This is a genomic window from Mesorhizobium sp. YL-MeA3-2017 (assembly GCF_030814575.1).
Classification (GTDB): Bacteria; Pseudomonadota; Alphaproteobacteria; order Rhizobiales; family Rhizobiaceae; genus Mesorhizobium; species Mesorhizobium terrae.
This window is the reverse complement of record NZ_JAUSVH010000001.1, coordinates 1845858-1870336: the sequence shown is the minus strand read 5'-3', so window position 1 is coordinate 1870336 and position 24479 is coordinate 1845858. Positions and strand designations below refer to the sequence as shown.

Sequence of the window (24479 nt, the reverse complement as noted above, 5' to 3'; positions counted from 1 at the left end):
TCATGCGCAAGAAGCTTCGCTGCCTTTCGTTAACCGCGCTCGTATTTCTGCTCGCAGCGCCGGCTTACGCTGCCGGCTCCGGCATGCCTTGGGAACAGCCGCTGCAACAGATCCTGCAGTCGGTTCAGGGACCGGTGGCGAAGATCATCGCGGTCATCATCATCATCACCACGGGCCTGACTCTTGCTTTTGGAGACACGGGGGGCGGTTTCCGCCGGCTTATCCAGATCGTCTTCGGCCTGTCGATCGCATTCGCGGCATCGAGCTTCTTCCTCTCCTTCTTTTCCTTCGACGGCGGAGCGCTGGTTTGATGGTTTCCGGAGAGCAGCATATCGAGGGCTTCGAGGTTCCCGTTCACCGGGCATTGACCGAACCGATCCTGCTGGGTGGCGCACCACGTGCCGTGGCGATCCTCAACGGCACCGTGACCGCCGCCATCGGCTTCGGTCTGCAGCAATGGATCGCCGGTCTGGTGCTCTGGATTGCTGGCCATTCGCTGACGGTCTTTGCCGCAAGACGCGATCCGGATTTCGCCAGCGTGCTTGTCCGCCACCTTCGCCAGAAAGGATGGCTGGCATGCTGAACCTTTCGGAATATCGCAGAAAGGCCGACCGGCTTGCCGACCATTTGCCCTGGGCCGCTCTGATCGGGCCAGGCATCGTGCTCAACAAGGACGGCAGCTTTCAGCGCAGCTTCCGATTTCGAGGTCCTGATCTTGAAAGCGCGACGGAAGCCGAGCTCGTCGGGATATGTGCGCGTGCAAACAATGCGCTCAAGAGGCTTGGCTCCGGCTGGGCGTTGTTTTTCGAGGCCGAGCGCGCCGAAGCGCTTGGCTATCCGGCCTCGCATTTTCCCGATGCTGCCTCATGGCTGGTCGATGAGGAACGACGCGCGGCCTTCGAGGGCAAGGTCGCGCATTTCGAGAGTTTCTATCATCTGACCTTGCTGTTCATTCCACCGCCGGATGCTCAGGCACGGGCTGAAAGCGCGTTTGTCGAGTCACATCACCTGGAGGGCGAACGAAACTGGCGCCAGGAATTCGCACAATTCCGCGGCGAAACGGATCGCGTCCTGGATCTTTTGTCAGGCCTTATGCCTGAAATCAGTGCTCTCGATGATGCGGAAACGTTGACCTATCTCCATGGCACGATCTCGCCGCATCGCCATCCGGTCGTCGTGCCGGAAACTCCGATGTATCTCGACGCCCTGCTGGTCGATGCACCGCTTACCGGCGGACTGGAGCCGATGCTGGGCGAACATCATCTGCGCACCCTGACTGTACTTGGGTTTCCGAACCTCACTCGACCTGGAATCCTCGATGCGCTCAACCACCAGGACTTCACCTATCGCTGGATGACCCGCTTTATTCCGCTCGACAAGGCGGAAGCCACGAAAGCCCTGACTCGGTTGCGGCGGCAGTGGTTTGCCAAGCGCAAGTCGATCGCCGCCATACTGCGCGAGGTCGTGACCAACGAACCGGTTCCTCTCGTAGACAGTGATGCGGACAACAAGGCGCTCGATGCGGACGCCGCCCTTCAGGCACTCGGCGGGGATCACGTCGGTTTCGGTTACCTCACCACGACCGTAACGGTGAAGGACAAGGATCATCACGCCGCTGCCGAAAAGCTGCGCGCGGTCGAACGCATCATCAATGGGTTGGGCTTCACCACCATCCGCGAAAGCGTCAATGCGGTCGAGGCATGGCTCGGCTCGCTGCCGGGTCATGTCTATGCCAATGTTCGCCAGCCGCTCATTCACACGTTGAACCTTGCCCATCTCATGCCGCTGTCGTCGGTGTGGGCGGGCCCGGCGACAAACGCGTATATCGCCAAGGTAACCGGACGATCTGCTCCTCCGCTTTTCGTTGCCGAAACCAGCGGTTCGACACCATTCCGGCTTTCCACCCATGTCGACGATGTCGGCCACATGCTGATCGTTGGCCCGACTGGCGCTGGCAAATCTGTCCTGCTTGCCCTAATCGCATTGCAGTTTCGTCGGTATGCCGATGCCCAAGTCTATGTTTTCGACAAAGGCAATTCGGCCCGAGCGGCAACGCTTGCCATGGGCGGGGGACATCATGCACTTGGCGCAGACGGCGCGCTTTCCTTCCAGCCGCTGCGCGACATTGGCGATCAAGCGGCGCGCAGTTGGGCAGCCGAATGGATCGCCAACCTCATAACGCATGAGAACGTCACCGCCACGCCGGAAGTGAAGGAAGCAATCTGGTCGGCGCTGACCAGCCTTACCACAGCGCCGGCACAGGAACGCACGCTGACCGGCCTTTCGCTCCTGCTTCAGTCCAATGCGCTGAAGTCTGCCCTATTGCCGTACACGCTCGATGGTCCTTTCGGGCGGCTGCTCGATGCCGACGATGATCGGCTGGCATTGTCGGATGTGCAGTGCTTCGAGACCGAAGAGCTTATGCATCAGCAAAGTGCTGTCCTGCCGGTGCTCACTTATCTCTTCCATCGCCTCGAAAAGCGGTTTGACGGTCGCCCAACGCTACTTATTCTCGATGAGGCCTGGGTCTATCTCGACAACCCTCTCTTTGCCGCTCGCATTCGCGAATGGCTGAAGGTTCTGCGAAAGAAGAACGTATCGGTCATCTTCGCTACGCAATCGCTTGCCGACATCTCTGGCTCGACGATTGCGCCTGCAATCATCGAGAGCTGCCCCCAGCGTATCTTCCTTCCCAATGACCGTGCCGTGGAACCGCAGGCGCGCACGGCCTATGAGCGCTTCGGTCTTAACGAACGCCAGATCGATTTGATCGCTCGCGCCACGCCGAAGCGTCACTACTACCTGCAATCGCGCCGCGGCAATCGCCTGATCGAGCTTGGCCTGGGGCCGATCGCTCTCGCGCTTTGCGGCGCCTCCGATCCGGCTAGCCAGGCCCTGATCGACGGCATCCTGTCCGAGCATGGCCGAGAGGGCTTCGCCTCCCGCTTCCTGAACGCACGCGGTCTCGATTGGGCCGCCGAGCTTCTTCGCCAGTTCCCTCAACCAGACAAGGAGCAATCGCCATGACGCGGCGCCGTTTTCTCTGCAGCCTGTTTGCCGTTTCGCTGATCGCCAAGTCGATGGCTGGTTCCATCCAGCCTGCTCATGCCCGCATCGTGTTCGATCCGTCGAATTACGCGCAAAATGTTCTGACGGCGGCGCGTTCGCTGGAACAGATCAACAACCAGATCCAGTCGCTTCAAAACCAGGCGACCATGCTGCAGAACATGGCGCGTAATCTTCAGCGCCTGGATTTTTCGTCACTTGGCCAGCTCACCGGCGCGCTTCATCGCATCGATGGATTGATGGACCAGGCCGGTGGCCTGAGCTTCGATCTCGACAAGCTTCAAGGCCAATGGCGCAGCCAGTATCCGGAAAGCTATGACGCTTCGATCAAGATCAGCGATGTAGCGGGTGCTGCACGCGGGCGCTGGCAAAACGCCATGCAGGCGTTTCGCCAGACCATGAGCGTGCAGTCGCAGATCGTCGAGAATGTGCGCAGTGACGGCGACCTGCTTGCCGATCTTGTCAGCCGCAGCCAGAGTGCTGCGGGCGCGCTTCAGGCAAGCCAGGCCACCAACCAGCTGATCGCGCTTTCCACCAAACAACAGATGCAGATCCAGACTCTGCTTGCGACGCAGTTTCGGGCGGAGGTCGAGGATGCCGCCCGCAAGGCGCAATCTGAAGAGGCCGCCCGCCAGATGACAAAGCGCTTTCTCGGTTCTGGCGCTGCCTATCGCGGCAACTGATCCACGGTCCTTCAAGACAAGCGAGACGGTGACATGAACGATCTTGGGGTCATTGATCGCTTCCTGCAGACCTTCATCCGCTATATCGACAGCGGGTTCGGCCTGCTTTCTGGCGACGTCGCCTTTCTCACCACCATCCTGATCGGGATCGACATTACGTTGGCGGGTCTGGCCTGGGCGTTCGGCGGGGAGCCCAATATCTTCGGCCGGCTCATGCGCAAGGTGCTCTATGTCGGCGCCTTCGCGTACATCCTGAACAATTTCAAAAACCTCGCCGATATCATCTATCGATCCTTTGCCGGTCTTGGCATCAACGCGTCCTCCGGAAATCTCTCCGCCGCCAGTCTCCTGCGGCCCGGCCGCATTGCCGCAACGGGTTTCGAAGGCGCCTGGCCACTGCTCGATCAGGCAAGCCAGCTTCTGGGCTTCCCCGAAATCTTCGGCAACGCGCTGACCATCTTCGTGCTGCTGGTGGCCTGGTTTTTGGTCATCATCGCCTTCTTCATCCTTTCCATCCAGCTCTTCATCACCATCCTGGAATTCAAGCTCACCACGCTGGCGGGTTTTGTCCTTGTTCCCTTTGCGCTGTGGAGCCGTTCGGCGTTTCTGGCCGAGCGCGTGCTCGGCAATGTGATCTCGTCAGGTATCAAGGTGATGGTACTCGCCATCATCGTCGGGATCGGTTCCACGATGTTCGGCGAGTTCGCTTCCGCGCTGCAAGGCAAGGAGCCGGATCTGGCCGCAGCCATGTCCCAGGTCCTTGGCGCGCTGGCGCTGCTTGGGCTCGGCATCTTCGGGCCCGGGATTGCGTCGGGTCTGGTTTCGGGTGCGCCACAGCTCGGCGCGGGCGCCGCACTCGGAACCGGTGTGGCGGCGGCTGGCGCATCGCTTGTTGCCGGCGGTGCCGCGCTTGCCGGCATACGCATGGCGACCGGCAGCGGTCTCGCTGCAATCCGCGCCGGCACAACCATGGGGTCGGCTGCTTCTTCTGCGTGGCAGATGGGTCAGGCGACCTCTCCCGGCACCGGCCTATCTGGCGTCGCCGCTGGAATACATGGCGTGACCAGTGCCGCTGGTGGTGCTGCGAGGCAGGCAGCGAAATCCGCGGCTGGAAAATTCGGACGCAGCGTCGATGCAGGACGCGAAGCTGCGTGGACGGCAACCGGCGGTAAGCCGGTCACCTCAATGGCCGAAAGCACGGACGCTGCTGCCGGCGATGCGGCCCCGGCCTGGGCAAGACGCCTGCGTTCAGAACAGACCGCCCGTGCTCATCGCCATGCCGCCATTCAAGCCGTCCGCGACGGTGACAGGGCAGGCGGCAGCGCCAATCCGTCTCTCAACGACAAGGAAGACTAGATGCTCTTCAAACGCCCCGTTCAACGCTACGGCAGGACACCGCAACCGGTCACGCCGTACCAGAAAGCCGCCCAGCTTTGGGACGAGCGTATCGGCTCCTCTCGGGTGCAGGCCAGAAATTGGCGGCTCATGGCGGTCGGTTGCCTGGCTTTGTCGACCGGGCTTTCTGGCGGACTTTTATGGCAGTCGATGCAAAGCCGCGTCGTGCCGTATGTCATCGAGGTTGACCGTTTGGGTGAGGTGCGCGCTGTAGCGCCCGCCATCCAGGATTATGTCCCGGACGATGCCCAGATCGCCTGGCATCTCGGCCGCTTCATCCAGAACGTTCGCTCCGTATCCACAGATCCGGTGCTGGTTCGGCAAAATTGGCTGGCGGCCTATGATTTCGCCACCGATCGAGCCGCCCTTTTCCTGAACGAATACGCCAAGGCGAATGATCCTTTCGGTCAGATCGGCACCCGCAGCGTATCCGTGCAGGTGACCAGCGTGGTGAGGGCTTCCGACAGCTCCTTCCAGGTCAAATGGACGGAGCAGGTTTTCGAGCGCGGCAGCCTTGTCAGCACGACTCGCTGGACCGGGATCCTGGCCATCGTAATCCGGTCACCGCGGAATACGGATCAACTGCGCAAGAACCCGCTCGGCGTGTTCATCAATGCCATCGCCTGGTCGCGTGAGCTCGACAGCGCCGCGCCGCAAGCCGTTTCTCCCAAGGAGCCCACTAATGACAAATAGACATTCATCGCTCTCTGCGCTGCTCGTACTGTCGACCTCGGCCGCGGTTCTTTCGGCCTGCGCGTCTAAGCCGGTGCCGCCGCCTCAAATCTCTTATGACCCGACAGACTTCAAACCCGCGGCCATCGAGAAGGCGCCGGAAAAACCGGTCAAGATAGTCGAAGTGCCGAAGCCATTGCCGCTTCCGGGGCAGTTGCAGCCCGAGCCCGGCAAAGTCGCCGAAGACAAACGCTCGCCTGAAGAACGGGTCGCCGATGCCAACAAGGCTGCGACACAGCAGCCCAGCAAATTTGGCTACGTCAATGCGGTGCAGGTCTACCCCTTCGCCGACGGCGCACTCTACCAGCTCTACGCCGCCCCAGAACGCGTAAGCGATATCGCACTGCAACCGGGCGAGAAACTGACAGCTGTGTCGGCCGGCGACACCGTGCGGTGGGTTATCGGCGATACGGTCAGTGGCACCGGTGGGAACCAACGGACCCACGTGCTGGTGAAACCCTTTGCTGCCGGGCTTACCACCAATCTGGTGATCACCACGGAACGGCGAACGTATCACCTGCAACTCCAAAGCACCGAAAAGACCGCCATGGCTGCAATCTCCTGGACTTACAGCGAGGACCAGATCATCGCGTTGCGCCAGCGCAATGCTCGAGCTGAAGCCGCCCTGCCAGTGGCATCGAATGTCGCGCTGGAAAACATCCGCTTCCGCTACGCGATTACTGGCGATACGCCGCCCTGGCGACCGGCACGTGCCTTCGATGACGGCAGCAAGGTCTATATCGAATTTCCGCGCCGCATCGATCAGGGTGAAGCGCCACCGCTCTTCATCGTCGGACCGGATGGCGGAAACCAACTGGTCAACTACCGTGTTCGTGGCAACTACTACATCGTGGATCGGCTTTTTGCCGCCGCCGAACTGCGCCTTGGAAACAAACAGCAGGAGGTGGTGCGCATCGCCAGGACCGACGGCAGGCAGCTGTCGCCACGCCTGCCTCTTTTTGCGCGTTCCAGCCGGTGACGGGAGGGAATATGATCGACACTTCCCGCTCCAATCTTCCGCCGAAGCTCGATCCTGAAAAATTGCAGTTGCGAGGTTCGCCGCGACGCGCCGTGCGGTTCCGGCGCGGCGTGATTGTTACGATTGCAGCCGTTGGGTCTGGCACCGTCTTTGGCGTGACCATGTTCGCGCTGCGGGGGCCGGCACTTCATCTGAAGCAGCAGGTCGAAGAGTTATACAACACTGACCGCAAGCCAACGGCCGAGGGGCTTGATGCCCTGCCCAAGGATTATTCCGGGATCAGGCGGAAGGCTCCCGTTCTGGGGCCACCTCTACCGGGGGACTTGGGGCGTCCGATCCTGGAACATCAACGCCAGCTCGGTATCGCGCCAGGGAACTCCCTCACTGATGAGGGGCAACGTCTTGCACAGCAGGCGATCGAGGCACGCGAGTCGAAAGTCCTCTTTCAAATTGAAAATCGTTTCAGCCAGGTGGCCGGTGGCGGGCAAAGCGTAGCGGAGTCCTTTAAAGCGCAGCCGCCGTCGGAAGCGACGGTCGCTTCAGCTTCCGTGGCACCGGCTGAAGGCGATCAAGGCAACCAGCAGCGCAAACTCGATTTTGTCGGTCAGCAGAACAAGAGTGACATCTACAATTCACACGCCCTGCAGACGCCGGCGTCACCCTATCAGTTGATGGCCGGCAGCGTGATCGCGGCAAGCCTGATCACTGGCATCAAATCCGACTTGCCAGGTCTGGTCGTCGCACAGGTCACCGAAAATGTGCACGACACAGTGACCGGCAGTATCCTGCTCGTTCCACAGGGTTCCCGACTGATCGGCTCCTATGACAGCGTCGTTGCCTTCGGGCAAAAACGCGCGCTCCTGGTCTGGCACCGCATTTTGATGCCAGACGGCTCGTCCATAGAAATCGACAATCTGCCGGCGACCGACACCGCCGGTTATGCCGGGCTCGAGGACGAGGTGGATTTCCACACCTGGCAGGTGATCAAGGGCGTCGCGCTTGCCACCTTGCTGGGTGTCGGCACGGAATTGAGGTTCGGCGACAGCGAAAGCGATCTGGTCAAGGCAATACGCGAATCCGCTCAGCAAAATGTCAGCCGGGCCGGCCAGCGCATCACCGAGAAGAACTTGAATATCCAGCCTACGATCACTGTCCGCCCTGGCTGGCCGCTGCGCGTCATCGTGTGCAAGGATCTGGTGCTGCGGCCTTACCCAAACTCAGAGCAGGAGTAGATCATGTCGAATCTGAAACTCGGGAAGTTGCCGGACCGGACACCATCCAAAATCACCATCAGCATAAGCGCTGACCTGAGCCAGGCGCTCAACGACTACGCAGCAGTTTACCGCCAGACCTATGGCCAATCGGAAACGCTGGCAGAGCTCATACCATTTATGCTCGGCGTATTCCTTGAAAGCGACCGGGTTTTTGTGAAAGCGAGACGGGAAGGTCTTCGGAGTTCGGGCAACCGGACGAAAGGCGAAATATGACGGTGCGGTCATGTCAGTCGCTAGATTCGAACGACCGATGTCGGAAGGAGAGGCCGCGAAAGCACTGGGGGTGTCGATCGACACGCTTCAACGTATGCGAAAGCGTGGCGACATCAGTTACTTGAAGGTCGGTGGTAGATATCGATACACTCAACAAATTCTACTGGACTACATCGAAAACAGGACGGTCAAAGCATGCGCGAACAGCGAGAGCGGATCGGAGAAATTGCCGGGTACTGGCTCTCCCAGCGGCCGCGCTCCCGAATGTGGCATGCGACCTGGTTCGACTCCTCTTCCCGACAAACAAAGCGCGTTTCTCTCGGCACAGCAGACCTTCGGGAAGCCCAAATCCTCCTAGCGGAGTTTGTCGCCAAAAAAGCTCGCGTTCAGAGCTCGGAGCCGGCCGATACGCCGCTCGCTGAGGTGCTGCTGCGCTATTGGCACGGACATGTCTGCAAGCTCGATAGCCAAGGACGTCTTGTTCGTATCGCCAGTCATGACCAGGCGAAACATGCACTTGCCCTTTGGAATGAATTTTGGGGTGGAGCGACCGTCGCTGAGCTGAGAATCGACAGGCAGGAGGCGTTCGTCATTTGGCTGAAAGACCGCGGGTACAAGAACGCCTACGTTTCTCGGGTTCTTTCTGTCGGCCGGGCTGCAATCAATCGTGCCTGGAAGCGGCAAGAAATCAAATCAGCTCCCTTCATTATCGACGAGCCTGATCGAAGCGACCAGAAGGAGCGTTACCGCCTCACCCTCGACGAAATGCGACAGCTGCTGACGACGGCGAGGAAATGGCCCCATTTGCATACTTTCTGCATGATTGCCCTCAACACGCTTGCTCGGCCTGATGCGGTTCTCGATCTCTCGCCGAGACAAGTCGATTTGGAAATGCGGCGGATCGAACTAAACCCACCCGGACGAAAGCAGACCAAGAAAAGGCGACCCGTTGTTCCAATCACGGAAACCCTGCTGCCCTATGTGAAGGCTCTGGACGTGGAACGCTTCGTCCATTGGCACGGAAAACCGATTGCCAGCATAAAGAAGGTCTTCGCAACTATGGTGAAGGAGGCGGGTCTACCCAAGGAGGTCACCCCTTACAGCCTGCGTCACACAATGGCGGCGGAGCTTCGTCGACGTGGTGTGCCGGCGTGGGAGGTCCAGGGGCTGCTCGGCCACAAAGCGGCTGGTACCACGGAGATTTATGCCAAATTCGACCCGGATTACATGGCCAGAGGCAGCCAGGCCATCGACGATTATTTTATCGAGTTGAGATCGATTCTAGAGCGTCGGGGCGCCAATTCAGCCAAATCGAATTGGATTTGCGTGCCACCTGCGTTGCACCCGGCAGAAATTCGCCTGCCGGTGGATCTGAAAAACTTTTCAACATCAAGTGGGTGGATGGTGGGCGTGACAGGGATTGAACCTGTGACCCCTACGATGTCAACGTAGTGCTCTCCCGCTGAGCTACACGCCCATCCGATGCCGCGCATACACCACTTTTGTTTCGGTGCGTCAATAGCGAGAAACACGAAAGAAAGCCGACATCCAAAATGCCGCGATGGGATTGTCTCATGTGGCCCCGGGAGTTGGCGGAATCGTGCGTGCCGAGCGCAATTTGCTTGTGAAAAGGTCGCACCAAGGCCGCAGGTGAGGCCTGCCAACCGGTTCACGGCCGATACTGGGGAATAGCTATCTGGAGCTGTTTAGGCCGCGTGCAGCATCTTCTCGACCTCATTGACGAGGTCGCGCAGGTGGAACGGCTTCGACAGAACCTTGGCGTCGCGCGGCGCTTTCGAATCGGGGTTCAGCGCGACCGCGGCAAAACCGGTGATGAACATCACCTTCAGGTCCGGATCGATCTCGGTGGCGCGGCGGGCTAGTTCGATGCCGTCCATTTCGGGCATGACGATGTCGGTCAGGAGCAGCGAGAACGGCTCTTCGCGCAGCCGCTCATAGGCGCTGGCGCCGTTGTCGAAATCGCTGACCTGGTAGCCTGCACGCTCGAGCGCCTTGACCAGGAACCGGCGCATATCGTCATCGTCTTCCGCCAGCAGAATGCGTGCCATTCTTGTCCCGTCCGAATCATCCCCCCGGAGATTGTAGAGAAACAATCCCGTTAACCATCTCGTATATGGAATCACAGCGGTAAACATCAAGTGAATGTTGGCGCCTCATCCCCAGCGTCACGTCATCAAAGAGTGCCGAAATGCTGGACATGCGGCCAGTGCGATGGCACGGTGGAGCCATGAAACGCCTGTGTCAGTGGGTTCCTGAGATTTGACGTCGGCAGCCGAGGATTTTGCGGTCGTCCCGCCCTTCGAAATCCGCTCGGGCGCTGAACAGCGCGTTCCTTTCGTCTTCAACTCGCCGCACAGCGGCAGGCATTATCCCGACCGCTTCCTGGCCATGGCCAAGCTCGATCGCACGGCGATCCGCCGTTCGGAGGATTGTTATGTCGACGAGCTATTCGGCGCGGCGGTCGCACTCGGCGCGCCGATGCTGGCCGCGAATTTCCCACGCGCCTATCTCGATGTGAACCGGGAGCCGTGGGAACTCGACCCGCGCATGTTCGCCGAGCCGGTGCCGCCTTATTGCAATATCCGCTCGGCCCGGGTGGCAGGCGGGCTCGGCACCATTCCCAGGCTGGTCGGCGAGGGGCTCGACATCTACGCCGCAAGGCTGCCGTTGTCGGAAGCGTTCGGGCGCATCGAGACCGTCTACAAGCCCTATCACGACACGCTGAAGAAGCTGATCGCCGGTACCCACACCCGCTTTGGTTTCGCCGTGTTGATCGACTGCCATTCGATGCCGGCCAGCGTGCGGACCGGCGACCAGGGCATGCGGCCAGACTTCATTGTCGGCGACCGTTTCGGCACCTCGGCATCGGCCGCGCTGACGCAATGCGCGATCAGCCTCCTGACCGGTATGGGTTATTCGGTCGCCTACAACAAACCCTATGCCGGCGGCTTCATCACCGAACATTACGGGCGGACGGCGCGAAACCTGCATGCACTGCAGATCGAGGTCAATCGCGGCCTCTACATGAACGAGCGGACCCTCCAGAAATCCGCCGGCTTCAGTGCCTTGGCGGATGATCTCGCCCGCTTCGCGGCCGATCTGATGGCGATACCGGACCACCATTTCCTCGACCTGCCGGAAGCGGCGGAGTGAGGAGTGGATAGAGAGTAGGGAATAGTGAGTAGGGAATAGTGAGTAGTGAGTGGGGAAACGGTACTGACGCCCCGGCTCGCGCCAAGGCTACCTGACTACTCACTGAAATCTCACGGAAATCCAGCCTATAAAAAAGGACCGCATCGTTGACACGACGCGGTCGAAGTCTAGGGAGGAAACGCCCAAGGTGGGCATGGACAGGAGAACCTGTCCGCATCCGAGATTATTGTGCGCTGCACAAAAGTCAAGCGAGTTATTAATTCAAAATGAAATATGAAATGTCGGCCGCGCGTCGCACGTGACATTGCGGCAACGCGTTTGGTAAGTACGACGGCCGGACGCGAGGGCGCGTTGAGGTTAGAGAAAAGCCGGCCAGCAGGGGCCTCAGGAGAAAACATTGAACATTTCCCCCGATTTCATGCGGCGGATCGCCGGCGCGGCCGCAGCCGAGACCTTGCCGCGTTTCCGCAGCCAGGGCGCGGTGGTCAACAAGCTCGCCGCCGGTTTCGACCCGGTCACCGAGGCTGATCGCGAGGCCGAGCGCGCTATCCGCGCGCTGATCGGCGCGGAGTTTCCGGACCATGGCATCCTTGGCGAAGAGCATGGCAGCGAGAACCTGGCCAGCCGCCATGTCTGGGTGATCGATCCGATCGACGGCACCCGCGCCTTCATCTCGGGTCTACCGGTGTGGGGCACGCTGGTCGGGCTGACGGTGGATGGCGATGCTGTGGCCGGCATGATGTCACAACCCTTCACCGGCGAATTGTTCTACGCCAATGCCGATGGCGCCTTCTATGAAGGACCGGGCGGCCCGCGCAAACTCGCGGCGCGCAGGACGACGAAGCTGGAGGACGCGACGCTGTTCACCACCACGCCGGCACTGTTCAAGGGTGAGGCGCGTGGCCGCTTCGACCGCTTCGAGACCAGGGTGCAGCTCTCGCGCTACGGCACCGATTGTTATGCCTTCGCGATGGTGGCGGCCGGCAGCGTCGACATCGTCGTCGATCCGGGCCTGAAACCCTATGACATCGTGGCGCTGATCCCGATCATCGAGAAGGCCGGTGGCGTTATCACCACCTTCGACGGCCGGCCAGCCGAGAATGGCGGCGACATCCTGGCCGCCGCAACGCCCGAACTGCACGAGGCGGCCATGGAAGCGTTGCGGGCCTGAGAAGCTGGTTCGCCGAAGGCGAATTGAAAGGTCCGGTGGACCTTTCAAAGCTACAAATGCCCGAGGGCTTGCGGCAGCCGGTCAGAAACCGTCGCAGTTCTCGGCGAGACGCTTCTGGCGGGCGTCGACGATCTTGCCGTCGGCGACGCTGTAGGTTTCCTGGTTGAGGGTGAGACCCGGCTGGAAATCGTAACAGACGATCATCGTGATCGAGGTTTCGCCTTTTTCCTGCAGCCTGTGGCGGATGTCGGCATTGGCCAGGATGTCCTGCGACTGCTCCATATAGGCGATGAATTCATCGCGGCTCTGCGACTTGCCGGAAGCCTCGGTGTGGAATGTGGCGCTCGGTGCGATCAGGCCGGCAAGGCCGGCAATATCGGGTTGGTCGAGCAGCCGGTACCATTCCTGCATCACCCGCTCCGGCTCGTCGGCCGCCGCCGGCGCAACAGCGAAGGCGGCCAGCGCCAATGCGGCTGCGAACTTGAGGCTGCGGGTCGTCATGGCCGGTATCCTCGTCTCGCTCTATCCCGTCAGCCCGCGGCCAAAGCCGCCTGCGCTTCGCTGCCGGGAATGAAGGCATCGAAGGCCGCCAGCAGCTGTTCGCGATAATAATCCTTTTCCTGCAGGATCTCGTGTTCGGCGCCGTCGATCATCAGGAAGGAGCCCAGCCGCACATGCCGGGCGAAATGCTCGACGGCACGGGTCGAGACGACCCGGTCGGCGCTCGCGCCGATGATCAGCGTCGGCACTTTCATCGCGGCCATGAATTCGGGATCTCGCACCGTCTCGGCGGCGATCGCGGCGGCACGCAGCCAGCGCACCGTCGGCCCGCCGAGCGCGAGCTGCGGATAGGCCTGGTAAAGGCCGGTGTTGCGCTTGTAGCGGTCCGGGTCGCTGGTCAGCTTGTTCTCCTCGAACGGCGTCGGCAGCGCCTTTCGCGGTCCCCAGGCAGCGTAGAGGCGGCCGAGGCCGAGCACAGTCGCCGCCGTGGTCAGGCCGCGCAGCGTCTTCATCGACACCGGCTGGCCGGGCAGGGCCAGGAAGGGCGCGATCAGCACCATGCGCTGCACCCGGTTCACCATGGTGGGCGCCGAAAGCAACGCCACCAGCGCGCCGGCCGAATGCGCCAGGATGTAGTACGGCCCGCGGCAATCCGGCAGTACTACCTCGGCAAACAGCTGTTCGAGGTCGCGGGCATAATCGCGGAAGCTCTTCACATAGCCGCGCTGCGGGTTGCGCAGCAGCCGGTCCGACGCGCCCTGGCCGCGCCAGTCGAGGATGGCAACACCGAACCCCCGGCTGGAGAGATCGCGGATGGTCTCGAAATATTTCTCGATGCACTCGTTGCGGCCGGGCAGCAGCACCACTGTCCCCTTGAGCGGTCGGCCGGTGGCGGCGAAGCGGGCGTAGCGAATCTGCTTGCGGTCGCGCGTGGTGAAGAAGCCCGCAACGGCATTTTCAGGAACGGGATTGCCGGGGAGGTCGTAGAACAGGTCGGTCATCGCGCGCAATCAGGCGGTTCGCGCCCGCAACCGGGCCAATCATCAGGTGATAGAAGCAAACGGGTAAAATGCAAAGCAAATCCGGTCGGCCGCGAATGCGCGAAGCCGGAAGCCGCCTTCAGGCGCGCTTCCGGCTCCTGTCGATCCGGGAGGAAGGGACGTTGCTACCCGGCTCGGCCTCGTCGCGGCGCCTTTGTTGCCGCCGCTCATCGCGATGTTGAGGCAAGCCTAACGCAAGCCGTCTGAACGGCGGCAAAAGGGGCGGTTCATCCGCCGTTCATCTAGGGTCTGGAGCGTAGATGCCCTTCGAGGCCGGCAAAGGCGCTCGGTACGATCTTCGGCGAATGTCTTGAAACACTTTTCGAGGCCACCCAAATGTCCTGTGCGGCCGCCGATGTCGGGGTCGCTGGTCCGTTGGGAACGCCGCAAGGGTTTCGTCAGGGCCATTACGCAAACCATGTTGCTCAACAGGAGAACACACCATGCGTCATGTCGATTTTTCCCCGCTCTATCGCTCGACCGTCGGTTTCGACCGGCTGTTCACCATGCTGGATTCGGTGGCCCAGCCGGAAGGCGGCCAGAGCTATCCGCCCTACAACATCGAGCGCACCGGCGAGGATTCCTACCGGATTTCGATGGCGGTCGCCGGCTTCGCGGAAGATGAAGTCTCGATCGAGGCCCACCGCAACGTGCTGACCATCAAGGGTGAGCGCAAGGACGAGACCAATGGCGAAGGTTCCGAAGTGCTTTATCGCGGCATCGCCGCGCGTGCCTTCGAGCGCCGCTTCCAGCTTGCCGACCATGTCGATGTCGTCGGTGCCGCGCTCAAGAACGGCCTGCTTCACATCGACCTGAAGCGCAACATTCCCGAAGAGCTGAAGCCCCGCAAGATCGCCATCTCGGCTGCTCCGGCCAAGGCCAAGCAGATCGAGGCCAAGGCCGCCAACTAAAGCGGTCGGCTTCGCAAAGCCTCCCTCCCAAGACGAAAGCGGCGCCGCGAGGCGCTGCTTTTTGTTTGTCGTGTCCCGATCAGCGCCTGTTCCCGCCGTCGCCTTTCAGCGCGATGGCCGCGCAGATGATGGCGAGGACCGCAAGGCCGCTCGCGGCGGCAAGATAGGCCTCCTGATAGCCGAAGGCCTCAATCAGCGGTTGGCTGGCGAAGGGCGAGGTGAAATGGCCGATGAACATCGAGGCCGTGACCATGCCGGCCAGCCTGCCGCGCGTGGTGGGACTGGTCAGCGCGATGATGGCCGATATCAGGTTGGGAATGGTGAGGCCGAGGCCTGCTCCAGCGACGGCCATGGCGAAAAGCACCGAGGTCATCGTCGTCGAGAACGAGATGAGCACGAACCCTAGCGTCATCAGGCAAAGGCCAATGACGAAGATCGTCGAAACGGACAATCTCGAGCGCAGGCGGCCATAGGCGAGGGCCGATCCAGCCATCACCAGATTGTGCAGCCCCAGCGTGAAGCCGGCGCTGCTGGCGGCGCCGATGCCGACCGCGCGCATGTAGAACGGTAGCTGCGAGGGGATGAAATAGAAGATCATGTTGACGAGGAAGGCGAGCAGACAGAGCGCCGCGACCGGCAGCCACCGGATCGCGTTTTCGCCGGTCGGTGCAGGCGCCTGGGTGACGCGGACGGCGCGCGTGGGCTCGGTCAGGAAAGCGACGACCGCGGGGATAATGGCGAAGGCCACGGCATAGACGGCGAAGGGGGCGCGCCAGTGATAGTCGGCGAGGAGCCCGCCTGCGGCGACGAAGGCGACGCCGCCAATGCCGGTGAAAGCCTGCTGCAGCCCGAGATAGCGTTCGCGTTCGGCGCCGCTGAAATAATCGCCGACGAGCGCCGTGGCCAGCGTCATGATACCGCCAATGGCCACGCCAAGTGCCGCGCGGCCGACCAGCAGCGACATCAGACTGTCGGCGAACAGGCCCGAAATGCCGGCGAGCCCATAAAGCAGGATCGAGCCGACCAGCAGCCTTAGCCGCCCGTAACGGTCGGCGAGGCCGCCGATGAGCGGCGCGCAGAAGGCGACGAACAGCGCCGGCAGGGTCAGCATCATGCGGCTGAGCAGCTTGACGCCGTCGACCCGGGCAAAGGCCGTCTCGATTGCCGGCAGCGCGGGCGAGATCGTCGTGCCGGCCATGATGGTCAAGGTCGCGACGAGCAGAAGGGACGCCTTGCGGCCAATTCCCGGTCGTGTCGCACTGGCGGGAAATGCTGTTTCTGCCCATGTCATATTGTCGTCTCCTTGCTGCGGACCGCTCCGGCAATGCCCGGCGGCGCGGCCCCATCCTTGAATTGCGATTGTCCTGGAAGCCGCCTGACGGCGGTCCGGATCGACCGTTTCGCGGTTCTACAAGTTCAAGTTAACTTGAAGTCAAGTGGGCTGAAGACGGAATTTTGGCGCCGGCGCCCCTATCTCCCCCCTTGCGGGGGAGATAGGTCGCTTCCCTCACGTCCTCTGCAGGGCCAAATGCGCGCCGAGCCCGACCAATAGCGTGCCGCCGGCGCGGCGCATCAGGCGCTGGGCGCCGCTCGAGCGCTTGAGCCGGGCGACAAGCACGCCCGCCAGCATCACGCAGACCAAGTCCGCCGACGAGAAGATCAGGTTGACGATCGTTCCCAGGATCAGGAACTGAGCCCAGACCGGCAGGCCGGCGGAGGCGTCGATGAACTGCGGCAGGAAGGCCAGGAAGAACAGTGCGGTCTTGGGATTGAGCACTTCGACGGTGATGCTCTCCAGGAAGGCGCGTCGGCCGGATTTTGCTTCCAGCGCGGGCAGCGCGGCATCGCCGCCTTCCGCCTTGGCGCGGAGCATCGAAATGCCCAGCCAGACCAGATAGGCGGCGCCTGCGAGCTTCACCACCAGATAGAGCACCGGCACGGCATGGAAGAGTACCGAGAGGCCGGCGGCCGCGGCCATGACGTGGACATAGCAGCCGAGATGGATGCCCAGCGTCGCCATCAGTCCAGACCAGCGGCCACGCGCAATCGTCTGCGCCGCGGCATAGAGCATGGCAGGCCCCGGAATGTAGGCGAAGATCGCCGTGGTGACGAAGAAGGCGATCAGCAGCTCGGTCGATGGCATGGTCTTTACCCATATCGTTGGCAGAGGCGGCCGCGCCGGAACGGGCGCGCCGGCATCAGGATAGGTGGATTTCCGCTTCCATGAAAGTCACGGCCTTGCCGGTGATTAGCACCCGTTCGCCGGCAAGCTCGCACAAAAGATGTCCGCCGCGCGCCGAGGCCTGAAATGCCGACAGCCGGTTCTTGCCAAGCTTGTCCGCCCAATGGGGAACAAGCGTGGCGTGGATCGAACCTGTCACCGGGTCTTCCGGAATGCCGGCGCCGGGCGCGAAATAACGCGAGACGAAATCGTGGGCCTGGCCCTTCGCGGTGATCACAAGGCCCTGCGCGCCCAGTTTAGCGATGTTCGGTAAATCCGGAACGAAGGCGCGCACCGCCGCTTCGTCCGGCAGTTCGGCGAAGACGTTCTCGAAATTGCGGAAAATCGCGCGGGCGACACCTTCGAGCGGCCCGGCAATCGTCGCCGGCAATTCGTGCAGTGTTTCGGGGGCGAAGCATGGCAGGTCGAGCTGATAACCGCCTTCGACTGGCGCGACGCGCAACTCGCCGACACGGGTCGAAAACGCCATGATGCCGGTGACGCCAAGATGGGCCGCCAGCACATGCGCCGTCGCCAGCGTTGCATGACCGCAGAAGTCGACCTCGTGGACCGGCGTGAACCAGCGCAGGTCCCAGCCCTTGCCGTTGGGGCGGGCGAAGGCTGTTTCGGCGAGATTGTTCTCGGCCGCGATCGACTGCATGACGGCATCGGCCAGCCAGTCGTCGAGAACAAGCACTGCGGCGGGGTTGCCACCGAAAATCCTGTCCGAGAATGCATCGACCTGAAACATCGCGGTCATCGCGGCTACTCCCGTGCCTTTCAGGAAGATCGCTCAGGCCTTGAGCAGGTCGGCGAAGCGATCGACGTCCTTTTCGGTGGTGGCGAAGCTGGTCACGAAACGGTAGAGCCCTTCGTTCTCGCCGATATGGCCGTCGAAGCCATGCGGCTTGTGCCAATCGTAGAAAGCGGCGCCCGCCGCCTTCAGTTTCTCGACTTTCTTCCTGTCGATGACGGCGAACACCTCGTTGGCCTGCGGCAGCCAGGCCAACCTGGAGCTCGATGCATCCTCCAGCGCGGCGGCCAGGCGCGCCGCCATGGCGTTGGCGTGGCGGGCCACTTCCAGCCACAGATCGTCCTTGAAATAGGCTTCGAACTGGGCGGCGATGAAACGCGACTTGGAGAAGAGCTGGGCGGCGCGCTTGCGCAGGAAGGCGAGTTCCTCGGCGCGGTCGAGATCGAACAGCACGATCGCCTCGGCGCACCAGCAGCCATTCTTGGTACCGCCGAAGGAGAGGATGTCGACGCCGCGTTTCCAGGTCATATCGGCCGGCGTTGCCTCCAGCGAGACCAGCGCGTTGGCGAAGCGGGCGCCGTCCATGTGCAATGGCAGGCGGTATTTTTTGGCGATCCTGGAAATGGCGTCGATGTCGTCGAGGCCGTGCACAGTGCCGGTCTCGGTCGCCTGGGTGATCGACACGGCCATCGGCCGGCCAGCATGCACATTGTCGACGGCGAAGCGGGCGACTGCCCTTTCGAGGTTCTTTGGCTCCATGCGGCCGAGCGCGCCGTCCACCGGATGCAGGCGCGCGCCGCCGCTGAGATATTCGGCTGCGCCGCACTCGTCCTCGATGAGGTGGGCTTCCCGGTGGCAGAAGGCGATGCCGCCAGATTTGTTGTAGGCGGTCAGCGAAAGCACGTTGGCGGCGGTGCCGGTAGCCACGAAGAAGACCGCTACCTCGCGCTCGAAGATTTCGCTGAAGCGCTGCGTCACGGCCCGGTCGATCTCGCTGTCGCCATAGGCGGTGGCGAAGCCGCTGTTGTGCGCGCCGAGCGCGGCATTGATGCGGGGATGGGCGCCAGCCCAGTTGTCGGAGGCAAAAAACATGCTGTAGCCCGTCTTTCCTGGGAATTAGAGCGAGACGAGGCCGGGTCGATGCATTCCGATCGCACCTCGCCTCGGGGAAGGCGCGAACCATGATCGCATTCCGCTTGTGTCCGCAAGGCCCAGCACTGTCCTGATGTTTGGAGCCAGAGGCTGGACGTGCTACCGAGCCACAAAGTTTCGATGTCGGGCAGTCTGAGGTAATTTTCTTTCGTCAAATGACCGTGAATTTTCCGAATCGGTCTTGAATGGCGTCGGGAATTCTGCCATAGAAATTTAGGACAGTATTGCTGTCTTATTTACCGATACCAACCAGGCTGGATTGGCGTATGATCGACGCCGGTCCGGCTGCCGCCGCGATCGGCGAGCGATGACAGGCCGGAACCCGGCCGGACAGTGCCCGGTCCAGGGCATGTTCGCCAGGATTTCGCGACAGGTGCGAGAATTATGAACGGGAAGCGCCAAGCTTCCCTTGGAGAAGAGGCGCCCAAAAGGCGCAGAACGGAGGACAGGACGATGACGGAAGCGACGCTATCTGTGACGACGGATTTTGCACCGGTTGCACAGACGAAAGCGGCCACCGTCAAAACCGCCCTGCGAACCACCACTACCCCGACTACGGGGCTCTTCGATCGATCGCCTTCGGCTCAAGGCATGTACGATCCGCGCAACGAGCATGATGCCTGCGGTGTCGGCTTCATCGCGCAGATGAAGGGCGTGAAGTCGCACCAGATCGTCAAGGACGGCCTGTTCATGCTGGAAAACCTGACCCATCGCGGCGCGGTGGGTGCGGACCCGCTGATGGGCGACGGCGCCGGCGTGCTGGTGCAGATCCCCGACAGGTTCTTCCGCGAGGAGATGGCCAAGCAGGACATCGAGCTGCCGCCGGTCGGCCAATATGGCGTCGGCCACTGGTTCATGCCGCGCGATCCCGAGCTGCGCGCGCATGTCGACGAGATCATCCGCGACTCAGCGCAGTCGGAAGGCCTGCCGCTGATCGGTTTTCGCGATGTGCCGGTCGACAACTCCTCTTTGTCGAAGGCGCCCGATATCGCGGCTGCCGAACCGTACCACCGCCAGGTCTTCATCGGACGCACGCCGGATATCGACAATGACGAGGAATACGAGGCACGCCTCTATCTCCTGCGCAAGGTCATCTCCGGCCGCATCTATGCCGAGAACAACAACAAGGACATCGGCTCCTACTGCGTCTCGCTGTCGGCGCGCACCATCGTCTACAAGGGCATGTTCCTGGCCTACCAGGTCGGCGCCTATTACAAGGACCTGTCCGACCCGCGTTTCGAGACGGCGCTGATCCTCGTCCACCAGCGCTTCTCCACCAACACCTTCCCGTCGTGGAAGCTGGCGCATCCCTACCGCATGGTCGCCCACAATGGCGAAATCAACACGGTGCGCGGCAACAACAACTGGATGGCGGCGCGCCAGGCCTCGGTCGACAGCGAGCTGTTCGGCAACAACATCTCGAAGCTGTGGCCGATTTCCTATGAAGGACAGTCGGACACGGCCTGCTTCGACAACGCGCTCGAGTTCCTGTTCCAGGGCGGCTACTCGCTTGCCCATTCGATGATGATGCTGATCCCGGAAGCCTGGGCCGGCAACAAGTCGATGGATGCCGACCGCAAGGCCTTCTACGAATATCACGCCGCCCTGATGGAACCGTGGGACGGGCCGGCCGCCGTCTGCTTCACCGACGGGCGCCAGATTGGCGCCACGCTCGACCGCAACGGCCTGCGTCCGGCCCGCTACATCGTCACCGACGACGACCGCGTCATCCTGGCTTCGGAAGCCGGCGTGCTGCCGGTTGAGGAAAAGAGCATTGTCCGGAAGTGGCGCCTGCAGCCGGGCAAAATGCTGCTCATCGACCTGGTCGAGGGTCGCATCATCTCCGACGAGGACATCAAGAAGGAGATCGCCGCGCAGCATCCCTACAAGGATTGGCTGAAGCGCACCCAGCTCGTGCTGGAAGACCTGAACCCGGTGGAGCCGCGCGCGCTGCGCAAGGATGTCACCTTGCTCGACCGCCAGCAGGCGTTCGGCTACAGCCAGGAAGACCTGAAGCTTTTGATGGCGCCGATGGCCGTCACCGGCCAGGAAGCCGTCGGCTCGATGGGCACCGACACGCCGATTTCGGCGATGTCGGACAAGTCGAAGCTGCTCTACACCTATTTCAAGCAGAACTTCGCCCAGGTCACCAACCCGCCGATCGACCCGATCCGCGAGGAACTGGTGATGAGCCTGGTCTCCTTCATCGGGCCGCGGCCTAACATTTTCGACCTCGTCGGCACCTCGCGCAAGAAGCGGCTGGAAGTGCGCCAGCCGATCCTGACCAATGGCGATCTGGAGAAGATCCGCTCCATCGGCCACACCGAGGATCGTTTCGACACCAAGACCATCGACATCACCTACGCGGTCGCCGAAGGCGTGTCGGGCATGGCGGGCGCGGTCGAGCGCCTGTGTGACCGTGCCGAGGCGGCGGTTGCCGGCGGTTACAACATCATCATCCTGTCCGATCGCCAGATCGGCCCGGACCGCATCGCCATCCCGGCGCTTCTGGCCACGGCCTCGGTGCACCATCACCTGATCCGCAAGGGCCTGCGCACGTCGGTCGGCCTCGTCGTGGAATCGGGCGAGCCGCGCGAAGTGCACCATTTCTGCTGCCTTGCCGGCTTTGGCGCCGAGGCGATCAACCCCTATCTCGCTTTCGACACGCTGCTCGACATGCACAGGAAGGGCGAGCTGCCGGAAGAGGTCGACGCCTACGAAGTGGTCTCGCGCTACATCAAGTCGCTCGGCAAGGGCGTGCTCAAGGTCATGTCCAAGATGGGCATCTCGACCTACCAGTCCTATTGCGGGGCGCAGATCTTCGACGCGGTCGGGCTGAAGAGCGAGTTCATCGAGAAGTACTTCACCGGCACTGCCACCCTCATCGAGGGCGTCGGGCTGGACGAAGTCTCGGCTGAAACGGTCGAGCGGCACGGCGATGCCTTCGGCGACGATCCGGTGCTGCGCAACAGCCTGCAGGTTGGCGGCGAATATATGTACCGCATGCGCGGCGAAGCCCATATGTGGACGCCCGACGCGGTCGCCACGCTGCAGCACGCCGTGCGCAAGGGGTCGTGGTCGACCTTCAAGGAGTTCTCGGCCCAGATCGACAGCGAAGCGGCGCGCGCCCAGCAGATTCGCGGCCTGTTCCGCATCAGAAAGGCCGAAGAGACCGGCCGCAAGAAGGTTGCGCTGGACGAGGTGATGACGGCGGCAGAGATCGTCAAGCGCTTCTCCACCGGCGCGATGTCCTTCGGCTCAATCTCCAGGGAGGCGCACACCACGCTGGCGGTCGCCATGAACACCATCGGCGGCAAGTCGAACACCGGCGAGGGTGGCGAGGAGCCGGACCGCTACCTGCCGCTTCCGGGCGGCGGCCGCAATCTGGAGCGCTCCGCCATCAAGCAGGTGGCATCGGGCCGCTTCGGGGTGAGCGCGGAATATCTCGTCAACTCCGACATGATGCAGATCAAGGTGGCGCAGGGTGCCAAGCCCGGCGAGGGCGGCCAGCTGCCCGGCCATAAGGTCGACGCGACGATCGCCAAGGTGCGCCATTCGACGCAAGGCGTCGGCCTGATCTCGCCGCCGCCGCACCATGACATCTATTCGATCGAAGATCTGGCGCAGCTGATCTACGATCTGAAGAACGTCAACCCGGCCGCCGACGTGTCGGTCAAGCTGGTGTCGGAAGTTGGCGTCGGCACGGTCGCGGCGGGTGTCGCCAAGGCACGCGCCGACCACATCACCATCTCCGGTTATGACGGCGGCACCGGCGCATCTCCGCTCACCTCGCTGAAGCATGCCGGCAGCCCTTGGGAAATGGGTCTTGCCGAAACGCACCAGACGCTGGTGCTGAACGGGCTGCGTTCCCGCGTGGCGTTGCAGGTCGACGGCGGCCTGCGCACCGGTCGCGACGTCATCATCGGCGCGTTGCTCGGTGCCGACGAGTTCGGCTTCTCGACCGCGCCGCTGATCGCGGCCGGCTGCATCATGATGCGCAAGTGCCATCTCAACACCTGCCCGGTCGGCGTCGCCACCCAGGACCCGGTTTTGAGGAAGCGCTTCAAGGGCACGCCCGAGCACGTCATCAACTACTTCTTCTACGTGGCGGAAGAGGTGCGCGAGCTTTTGGCCGAAATGGGATACACTCATCTCGACCAGATCATCGGTGACACCGACCTCCTCGAAAAGCGCGAGCTGATCGATCACTGGAAGGCGCGTGGGCTCGACTTCTCGAAAATGTTCTACAAGCCCGAGGCGCCGCGCGAGGCCGTGCACTGGACCGAGCGCCAGAAGCATCCGATCGACGACGTGCTCGACCGCCAGATGATCGAACAGGCCAAGCCCGCTCTCGAAGCGCGCCAGCCGGTCGAGATCGCGCTGCCGATCCGCAACGTCGACCGCTCGGCCGGCGCCATGCTGTCGGGCGAGGTCGCCAAGCGCTTCCGCCACAAGGGGCTGCGCGAGGACACCATCAAGGTGACGTTGACCGGCACCGCCGGCCAGTCCTTCGGCGCCTTCCTGGCGCGCGGCATTTCGTTCGATCTGATCGGCGCCGGCAACGACTATGTCGCCAAGGGCCTGTCGGGCGGACGCATCGTCATCCGCCCGCCGGATGATGCCAGGATCGTCGCCGAGGATTCGATCATCGTCGGCAACACCGTGCTCTACGGGGCCATCGAAGGCGAGTGCTACTTCCGCGGTGTCGCCGGCGAACGTTTCGCGGTGCGCAACTCCGGCGCGGTCACGGTCGTCGAGGGTGTCGGCGACCACGGCTGCGAATACATGACCGGCGGTGTCGTTGTCGTCATCGGCAAAACCGGGCGTAACTTCGCCGCCGGCATGTCCGGCGGCGTCGCCTATGTGCTGGACGAGGAGGGCGATTTCGCGCTCCGCTGCAACATGGCCATGGTCGAGCTGGAGCCGGTTCCCGAAGAGGACGACCTGATGGAAAAACTGCTCCATCACGGCGGCGACATCGACCACAAGGGCCGCGTCGACGTATCGGGCGACATGACCAGCCACGACGAGGAGCGCCTCTACCAGCTGATCTCGAACCATGTGCATTACACCGGTTCGACGCGGGGCAAGGAGATCCTCGACAATTGGGCGACCTTCCGGCCGAAATTCCGGAAAGTCATGCCGGTCGAATATCGCCGCGCGCTGCAGGAGATGGAGCGCGCCCGCATGAGCGTGGCGGCCGAATAGGCAAT

22 protein-coding genes and 1 tRNA gene are annotated in these 24479 nt (G+C 62.2%); 15 read left to right on the top strand and 8 right to left on the bottom strand.

Going from position 1 to position 24479, the window contains the following annotated elements; genetic code table 11:
• The first annotated feature begins 2 nt into the window (after window positions 1-2).
• The 11 genes from QFZ88_RS08775 to QFZ88_RS29515 are packed head-to-tail and all read left to right on the top strand — an operon-like array spanning window position 3 to window position 9794.
• Window positions 3-311: a TrbC/VirB2 family protein gene (locus QFZ88_RS08775; protein WP_024926888.1), complete on the top strand. Its 309-nt coding sequence runs from the start codon at window positions 3-5 to the stop codon at window positions 309-311.
• Entirely contained in the window at window positions 311-583 is a 273-nt protein-coding gene (locus tag QFZ88_RS08770; protein WP_024926887.1) for a VirB3 family type IV secretion system protein, read from the top strand. Before QFZ88_RS08775 ends, QFZ88_RS08770 begins: the two co-directional genes overlap by 1 nt.
• Window positions 577-3027 (top strand): conjugal transfer protein TrbE, encoded by a 2451-nt coding sequence (gene trbE / locus QFZ88_RS08765; RefSeq protein WP_024926886.1) that lies wholly within the window; start codon window positions 577-579, stop codon window positions 3025-3027. The genes QFZ88_RS08770 and trbE overlap by 7 nt, the downstream gene beginning before the upstream one ends.
• A complete protein-coding gene (gene trbJ, locus QFZ88_RS08760; RefSeq protein ID WP_024926885.1) occupies window positions 3024-3749 on the top strand; it encodes a P-type conjugative transfer protein TrbJ in 726 nt (241 codons plus the stop codon). Before trbE ends, trbJ begins: the two co-directional genes overlap by 4 nt.
• A 33-nt stretch (window positions 3750-3782) precedes the next feature.
• Complete coding sequence (gene trbL / locus QFZ88_RS08755; RefSeq protein ID WP_024926884.1) at window positions 3783-5105, top strand: P-type conjugative transfer protein TrbL; 1323 nt, start codon at window positions 3783-3785, stop codon at window positions 5103-5105.
• Window positions 5106-5837 carry a conjugal transfer protein TrbF gene (gene trbF / locus QFZ88_RS08750; protein WP_024926883.1) on the top strand — a complete coding sequence of 244 codons (732 nt, stop codon included), beginning with the start codon at window positions 5106-5108 and terminating at the stop codon, window positions 5835-5837. It begins immediately after the preceding gene.
• Complete coding sequence (gene trbG / locus QFZ88_RS08745) at window positions 5827-6855, top strand: P-type conjugative transfer protein TrbG (protein ID WP_024926882.1); 1029 nt, start codon at window positions 5827-5829, stop codon at window positions 6853-6855. The genes trbF and trbG overlap by 11 nt, the downstream gene beginning before the upstream one ends.
• A gap of 11 nt (window positions 6856-6866) precedes the next feature.
• Window positions 6867-8087: a TrbI/VirB10 family protein gene (locus QFZ88_RS08740; protein WP_024926881.1), complete on the top strand. Its 1221-nt coding sequence runs from the start codon at window positions 6867-6869 to the stop codon at window positions 8085-8087.
• A gap of 3 nt (window positions 8088-8090) precedes the next feature.
• Window positions 8091-8342 carry a DUF2274 domain-containing protein gene (locus QFZ88_RS08735; protein WP_024926880.1) on the top strand — a complete coding sequence of 84 codons (252 nt, stop codon included), beginning with the start codon at window positions 8091-8093 and terminating at the stop codon, window positions 8340-8342.
• 10 nt (window positions 8343-8352) lie between these two features.
• Window positions 8353-8700: a helix-turn-helix domain-containing protein gene (locus tag QFZ88_RS29520; protein WP_081766978.1), complete on the top strand. Its 348-nt coding sequence runs from the start codon at window positions 8353-8355 to the stop codon at window positions 8698-8700.
• Window positions 8607-9794: a tyrosine-type recombinase/integrase gene (locus tag QFZ88_RS29515; RefSeq protein WP_353844578.1), complete on the top strand. Its 1188-nt coding sequence runs from the start codon at window positions 8607-8609 to the stop codon at window positions 9792-9794. Before QFZ88_RS29520 ends, QFZ88_RS29515 begins: the two co-directional genes overlap by 94 nt.
• On the opposite strand, the gene QFZ88_RS08730 is transcribed toward QFZ88_RS29515, so the two are convergent.
• Both QFZ88_RS08730 and cpdR read right to left on the bottom strand, forming a co-directional pair.
• Window positions 9745-9819, bottom strand: a tRNA-Val gene (locus tag QFZ88_RS08730). The genes QFZ88_RS29515 and QFZ88_RS08730 overlap by 50 nt on opposite strands.
• 229 nt (window positions 9820-10048) lie before the next feature.
• Window positions 10049-10411 carry a cell cycle two-component system response regulator CpdR gene (gene cpdR / locus QFZ88_RS08725; protein ID WP_018429348.1) on the bottom strand — a complete coding sequence of 121 codons (363 nt, stop codon included), beginning with the start codon at window positions 10409-10411 and terminating at the stop codon, window positions 10049-10051.
• 211 nt (window positions 10412-10622) lie between these two features.
• Here cpdR and QFZ88_RS08720 point away from each other — a divergent pair, with 211 nt between their 5' ends.
• Both QFZ88_RS08720 and hisN read left to right on the top strand, forming a co-directional pair.
• On the top strand, window positions 10623-11516 hold the full coding sequence (locus QFZ88_RS08720; protein WP_036254561.1) for an N-formylglutamate amidohydrolase: 894 nt from the start codon (window positions 10623-10625) through the stop codon (window positions 11514-11516).
• 397 nt (window positions 11517-11913) lie between these two features.
• Window positions 11914-12687: a histidinol-phosphatase gene (hisN, locus tag QFZ88_RS08715; RefSeq protein WP_024926879.1), complete on the top strand. Its 774-nt coding sequence runs from the start codon at window positions 11914-11916 to the stop codon at window positions 12685-12687.
• Between the two features lie 81 nt (window positions 12688-12768).
• Here the strand turns inward: hisN and QFZ88_RS08710 are convergent, their stop codons facing one another.
• Both QFZ88_RS08710 and QFZ88_RS08705 read right to left on the bottom strand, forming a co-directional pair.
• A complete protein-coding gene (locus QFZ88_RS08710; RefSeq protein WP_024926878.1) occupies window positions 12769-13188 on the bottom strand; it encodes a nuclear transport factor 2 family protein in 420 nt (139 codons plus the stop codon).
• Between the two features lie 29 nt (window positions 13189-13217).
• The gene (locus QFZ88_RS08705) at window positions 13218-14189 is read right to left on the bottom strand and encodes an alpha/beta fold hydrolase (RefSeq protein ID WP_024926877.1); all 972 of its coding nucleotides are present in this window, start codon (window positions 14187-14189) and stop codon (window positions 13218-13220) included.
• 482 nt (window positions 14190-14671) lie between these two features.
• Here QFZ88_RS08705 and QFZ88_RS08700 point away from each other — a divergent pair, with 482 nt between their 5' ends.
• Window positions 14672-15139: an Hsp20 family protein gene (locus QFZ88_RS08700; protein WP_024926876.1), complete on the top strand. Its 468-nt coding sequence runs from the start codon at window positions 14672-14674 to the stop codon at window positions 15137-15139.
• A 79-nt stretch (window positions 15140-15218) separates the two neighbouring features.
• On the opposite strand, the gene QFZ88_RS08695 is transcribed toward QFZ88_RS08700, so the two are convergent.
• From QFZ88_RS08695 to QFZ88_RS08680, 4 genes are all read right to left on the bottom strand, one after another.
• On the bottom strand, window positions 15219-16430 hold the full coding sequence (locus QFZ88_RS08695) for an MFS transporter (RefSeq protein WP_024926875.1): 1212 nt from the start codon (window positions 16428-16430) through the stop codon (window positions 15219-15221).
• Window positions 16431-16646: 216 nt separating this feature from the next.
• Window positions 16647-17282: a LysE family translocator gene (locus tag QFZ88_RS08690; RefSeq protein ID WP_024925854.1), complete on the bottom strand. Its 636-nt coding sequence runs from the start codon at window positions 17280-17282 to the stop codon at window positions 16647-16649.
• Window positions 17283-17337: 55 nt separating this feature from the next.
• A complete protein-coding gene (locus QFZ88_RS08685; protein WP_024925853.1) occupies window positions 17338-18120 on the bottom strand; it encodes a PhzF family phenazine biosynthesis protein in 783 nt (260 codons plus the stop codon).
• A gap of 33 nt (window positions 18121-18153) precedes the next feature.
• A complete protein-coding gene (locus QFZ88_RS08680; RefSeq protein WP_024925852.1) occupies window positions 18154-19206 on the bottom strand; it encodes a threonine aldolase family protein in 1053 nt (350 codons plus the stop codon).
• Between the two features lie 513 nt (window positions 19207-19719).
• Here QFZ88_RS08680 and gltB point away from each other — a divergent pair.
• Window positions 19720-24474 (top strand): glutamate synthase large subunit, encoded by a 4755-nt coding sequence (gltB, locus tag QFZ88_RS08675; protein ID WP_024925851.1) that lies wholly within the window; start codon window positions 19720-19722, stop codon window positions 24472-24474.
• The last annotated feature ends 5 nt before the right edge of the window (window positions 24475-24479 follow it).